6 protein-coding genes are annotated in these 4701 nt (G+C 46.6%); 4 read left to right on the forward strand and 2 right to left on the reverse strand.

The window, feature by feature from the left end:
- Positions 1–49: 49 nt before the first annotated feature.
- Complete coding sequence (locus Q1V74_RS08300) at positions 50–424, forward strand: DsrE family protein (RefSeq protein ID WP_300648062.1); 375 nt, start codon at positions 50–52, stop codon at positions 422–424.
- Positions 425–469: 45 nt separating this feature from the next.
- Here Q1V74_RS08300 and Q1V74_RS08305 read toward each other — a convergent pair whose 3' ends face one another.
- Complete coding sequence (locus tag Q1V74_RS08305; protein WP_300648064.1) at positions 470–1387, reverse strand: LysR family transcriptional regulator; 918 nt, start codon at positions 1385–1387, stop codon at positions 470–472.
- A gap of 117 nt (positions 1388–1504) precedes the next feature.
- Here Q1V74_RS08305 and Q1V74_RS08310 point away from each other — a divergent pair, with 117 nt between their 5' ends.
- The 3 genes from Q1V74_RS08310 to Q1V74_RS08320 all read left to right on the forward strand — a co-directional run bounded on the left by Q1V74_RS08310 (position 1505) and on the right by Q1V74_RS08320 (position 3854).
- Entirely contained in the window at positions 1505–1855 is a 351-nt protein-coding gene (locus Q1V74_RS08310; RefSeq protein ID WP_300648066.1) for an SMR family transporter, read from the forward strand.
- Positions 1852–2172, forward strand: coding sequence for an SMR family transporter (locus Q1V74_RS08315; protein ID WP_300648068.1), 321 nt, complete (start codon positions 1852–1854; stop codon positions 2170–2172). The genes Q1V74_RS08310 and Q1V74_RS08315 overlap by 4 nt, the downstream gene beginning before the upstream one ends.
- Positions 2173–2279: 107 nt before the next feature.
- A complete protein-coding gene (locus Q1V74_RS08320; protein ID WP_300648070.1) occupies positions 2280–3854 on the forward strand; it encodes a phospholipase D family protein in 1575 nt (524 codons plus the stop codon).
- Between the two features lie 28 nt (positions 3855–3882).
- Here the strand turns inward: Q1V74_RS08320 and Q1V74_RS08325 are convergent.
- Positions 3883–4701 (reverse strand): FMN-binding glutamate synthase family protein (locus tag Q1V74_RS08325; RefSeq protein WP_300648072.1); only part of this gene is annotated, 819 nt, incomplete at its 5' end.

Here is a 4701-nt window from a genome sequence, read left to right on the forward strand (position 1 = left end):
TTGGCTCAAACCGCACTCTTGCTCTCGTTAATACTATTTAGGAATTTTTATGCAAACCACTGATTTTGTTGCTACGTTATTTGATGGTCCCCAAGGCGACCTAAGCAAAATAACCATTGGGCTGACCATGGCTGTGAATGCTGCACGCAAAGGTCATAGCTGCACTATTATTTTGATGGCTGATGCCGTTTTACTGGGTAAGCCCAATGCCACCGACCCTATTGATATTGGCCCGGCTTTTAAACCCGCTAAAGATTTACTGGAGGAATACCTGAGTCTAGGTGGGAAAATCGCTGTATGCAGCTCATGCATGAAACATAACAACATGAGCGAAGCCGATTTAGACCCACAATACCTCTGCATTACGGCCAGTGATGTGATTGATCTCACCATGAATGCTAAAGGCACATTACAAATCGCCTAAACTTTATTTAACGCGACAGTGGCTCAACCCTGTCGCGTTACCACATCAGCGTAATAAGGACTCGGAGCTAATCTCTAACATCGCTGCTGCTACCAATTCATTCACTTCTGACAACAAGTTTTTTTGCGGCCCCGCCGCAACTAATACCTCGCGGCTATAAACCAAATACGGATAACCCGTTACCATCAGCCCATGACGTAAAGTGGTCAGCTCTTGAGCATCCCGTTGCTCTAACTGCAATAAAGGCTCAGGCACGTAGCCCCAGCCTAACCCATCGCGGATAGCATCTCGCACTAGCTCAAAGCTACTTAAAGCAATGCGCTCACTGCCCACATGCTCCAGATGAAATCGCTCCTGATTAGAACTATCCATATAGGTGATTTGCGCCAGCGAGCGTAAATCGGTATCTGTGACATGCTGGAGACGACTTAAAGGGTGATCATGAGCAATCATCATACGCATCACTACCCTGCCTAACACCCGACGGTGCAAACCATCGGCCGGATCATATAAATTTTCTGAAATGCCGTAAGCAATGTCCAATTGTTGTTGACGGACTAAATCGGGCAACTCATCAGAGGAAGCAAAACGCATGCTTAGACTTAAGTGAGGATAGCGCTGCCGTAGCTGTAAAATAATATGCCGCCAAAAGGCTTCAGATAACGCATCATCTCGGCCAATTCGTAACTCTTGGCGCTGTGCATGATCACCAATTAAGCAACGTTGCTTAATACCCAAACTCAGACTTAAGAGCCGATGGCAGTCATCCAGAATGCTTTCTCCTATCGCAGAAAGCTGCAAGCTATTTCCCGTACGTTCAAATAATTTTACGCCTAGCTCATCTTCCAAGGCGGAAATCGCCATACTAACTGTACTGCGTCTACGCCCTAATGAAAGCGCAGCTTTAGCAATGGAGCCTAATCGAGCTGTGGCTACAAAATACTCAATATGTTCTATACGCATCCGAACCCTGGCTCCGCCGTCAAAAATTTTGTCTCTCAGTGATTTGGTACTGTAATAAAAACCTTATACCATAAAGAGGTGTTTATTATATGGAGCGTTCTAAACCGAACGATTTTTATGCATTGGGTCTTTTTGACACTCGCAATTGTAGGTGAAGTAGTTGGCACTTCACTCATGAAGGTTTTTGTCAGCGAAGGATATTTACTCGCTGGTACTATCATCGCCATGTTGGCAGTCGGTCTATCTTATCTGTTTTTAAGTCGAGCCACCATACGTATACCCGTTACTTTTGCTAACGCCGCGTGGGAAGGTATAGGCATGGTGCTGATCGCTTTTGTTTCTTATTTGTGGCTGCAAGAGCAAATCTCCATGATTCAAGCAACAGGTATTGTGTTGTCTTTGATCGGGATTGCCGTCATTCATCGTGGCTACCAACAAGAAGAGGAACTTGAACAGGAGGCTGTGTGAGCATTCACTTTGCCTTCTTATTGAGCTCTGTCGTGCTAGATGTGTTAGCCAATCTGGCTTTGGCTATCTCAAACGGCTTTAAAAAGAAAGTCTGGGGTGTCGCCGCTATTGTACTGATTATGGCGGCTTTTGCTCTTTTAGCTATTGCCGTTCAAGGTATGCCTCTTTTTGTGGCGTATACAGCTTGGGGGGTGCTATCCATTGCTGGAACCGCTTTAGCCACATGGTGGTTTTTAGACCAACCCATGAATCGTACTATTGTCTTTGGGATTATGCTTTTAATTTTAGCCATCCTATTAATGCAAGTTGATGGTTAATTTTCACAAAAACATGATGGTTACGCCTAAGCCGCCTAGATTTCTTATCTAGGCGGTTTTTTTCGTTTATGATCTAAAACTACACCCTCTCTTCTTGGCTGATAGTTATGTTTCATCGACGACCGCTGTTACCTGCTTTTTATAAACACCGCCTTGCCACTATCTGTGCCTCGGTAGCGTTTATCTCTGGCTGCGCTTTACCCCCTTTGTCTGAACGCACTCCTAGTCAAGCCATTTCAGCCGAAGAGGCGGCTAACACTCGACTTGGGCAAGCGCTACAACCTTTAATTAATGCACACCCTGGCCTGAGCGGTGTTCGAGCGTTACCCGATGCGCATGATGCTTTTGCCGTACGTGCTTTGCTGATTCATGCTGCAGAAAAATCCCTAGATGTGCAATATTACATTTGGCGTGCCGACACTACCGGAATGATGCTTTTACAGAACCTGCACAATGCGGCGGAGAGAGGGGTACGTGTTCGCCTTTTGCTCGATGACAATGGGATCCGCAAGCTTGATCGTGAGCTCGCCCTGCTGAATACGCACCCCAATTTTGAGGTGCGTTTATTTAACCCTTTTGTCATACGCCGCCCCAAAGCTATTGGTTATCTGACCGATTTTTACCGCTTAAATCACCGCATGCACAATAAGTCTTTTACGGTGGATAATATGGCCACGGTGGTAGGGGGACGTAATATTGGTGACGAATATTTTGGTGCTACGGATCAAACCTTGTTTGCGGATTTAGACGTATTAGCCTTTGGCGCCGTGGTACAAGACGTGTCTTACGATTTTGATCGCTACTGGGCTAGCCCGTTGGCCTACCCTATTGACCAAATCGTCAAGCTCAAACCTACCGATACCCTTGATGACCTGGATCTAGGTCAGGTGCTTAAACAAAACCCAGATCGCACACAGCGCTACTTACATGTTTTACGTGATACCGAGCTAGTCCAAGAACTACTGCAGCAGCGTCTTGACGTAGAGTGGGTCAAAACCGAAATGGTCAGTGACGATCCCATTAAAGCCGAGGGTAAAGCCAACGCTAAGCAAATGCTGTCCTACCAGTTGCACCATGCTATTGGTACCCCAGCGCTACAAGTTGATTTAATCTCGCCTTATTTTGTCCCAACAAAAACCGGTGTGCGCGGTTTTGAGCGTTTGCGCCAAAAAAACATTCCAGTTCGTGTATTAACCAATTCATACGAAGCCACGGATGTAGCAGCGGTTCACGCCGGTTATATCAAACGACGTAAAGCCATGCTCCGTGCCGGTATAGAAATTTATGAGCTGAAAAAACTTTCGTCTGGCAACTTAAACAAAAAGGGCAAAAATCCTTTTGGCAGTTCTGGCTCCAGCCTACACGCTAAAACCTTTGCCATGGATGGGGAGCGTGTGTTTATTGGCTCATTTAACTTTGATCCACGCTCAGCCAATCTTAATACCGAACTCGGGTTTGTGATCCATAGCCCAACTTTAGCGCAGGAAATTTCCCGTTTGTTTTCCGAGCGTATCCCTTATTCTAGCTATCGTTTAGCGCTCAATGAGCACAACAAGCTAATATGGCTTGAACAAGAAGAAGATGGTTCGATAATAACGCACACCACTGAGCCAGGCACAAGCCTATTTAGCCGCTGGTGGGTGCGTTTTATGTCCAAGCTGCCCATCGAATGGATGCTCTAAATCGCCTTCCACCCATGAGCTATTTTATTTAAATATTGGTTTGTACGGGTTCAGCCGCCTCGTTTTTTTGAGGTAGTTGTGTATTGGTTAGACCTGACATGGCGGCACTTAAGCTATATTCGGGCTCAAAAGAGTCCGGGTTTGCCATTGGCCAACCCATTCTAAACACCGTTTGCCGGAACTCGTTGCGCAATAATTCGCCTTTTTCCAAATCCGGAAATAACGCAGATAATACACGTACCTCGCCATTTGCTATACGGCGCGCAATATGGTGTGGACGCAAATCAGATGGATGAGTCAACCCTGCCGCACGCAAAAGCTCGGCCAATGCTTTTAACGTATTGTTGTGGTAGCTCGCAACGCGTAATGACTTATCCGACACCACCAAGGCTTTTTGGCGAAGTGGATCTTGCGTGGTTACCCCTGTCGGGCATTTACCAGTATGACAGGTTAAGGCCTGAATACACCCAATAGCAAACATAAAGCCACGCCCACTGTTACACCAATCTGCCCCCAAAGCCATCACCCGAGCCATATCAAACGCACTGATGATTTTTCCTGAGGCGCCAATTTTGATGCGCTCGCGCATGCCTATCCCCACCAGCGTGTTATGTACTAAGCGCAAACCTTCTAATAGAGGCACCCCGACGTGATTCATAAACTCGACAGGGGATGCGCCTGTGCCACCCTCTGCCCCGTCTACCACAATAAAGTCGGGGGTAATATCGGTTTTAAGCATGGCTTTAGCGATGGCAAACCATTCCCAAGCATGACCAATGGTTAGCTTAATTCCCACCGGCTTCCCACCAGAAAGCTCACGCAGCTGCGCGACAAACTGCAATAATTC

This window comes from Paenalcaligenes sp. (assembly GCF_030152715.1).
In the GTDB taxonomy this organism is placed as follows: domain Bacteria; phylum Pseudomonadota; class Gammaproteobacteria; order Burkholderiales; family Burkholderiaceae_B; genus Paenalcaligenes; species Paenalcaligenes hermetiae.

Bases quoted from the DNA above. Each gene is read 5' to 3' on its own strand.
- Q1V74_RS08305 (WP_300648064.1), bottom strand. From the start codon at position 1,387: ATGCGTATAGAACATATTGAGTATTTTGTAGCCACAGCTCGATTAGGC.
- Q1V74_RS08300 (WP_300648062.1), top strand. From the start codon at position 50: ATGCAAACCACTGATTTTGTTGCTACGTTATTTGATGGTCCCCAAGGC.
- Q1V74_RS08310 (WP_300648066.1), top strand. From the start codon at position 1,505: ATGCATTGGGTCTTTTTGACACTCGCAATTGTAGGTGAAGTAGTTGGC.
- Q1V74_RS08320 (WP_300648070.1), top strand. From the start codon at position 2,280: ATGTTTCATCGACGACCGCTGTTACCTGCTTTTTATAAACACCGCCTT.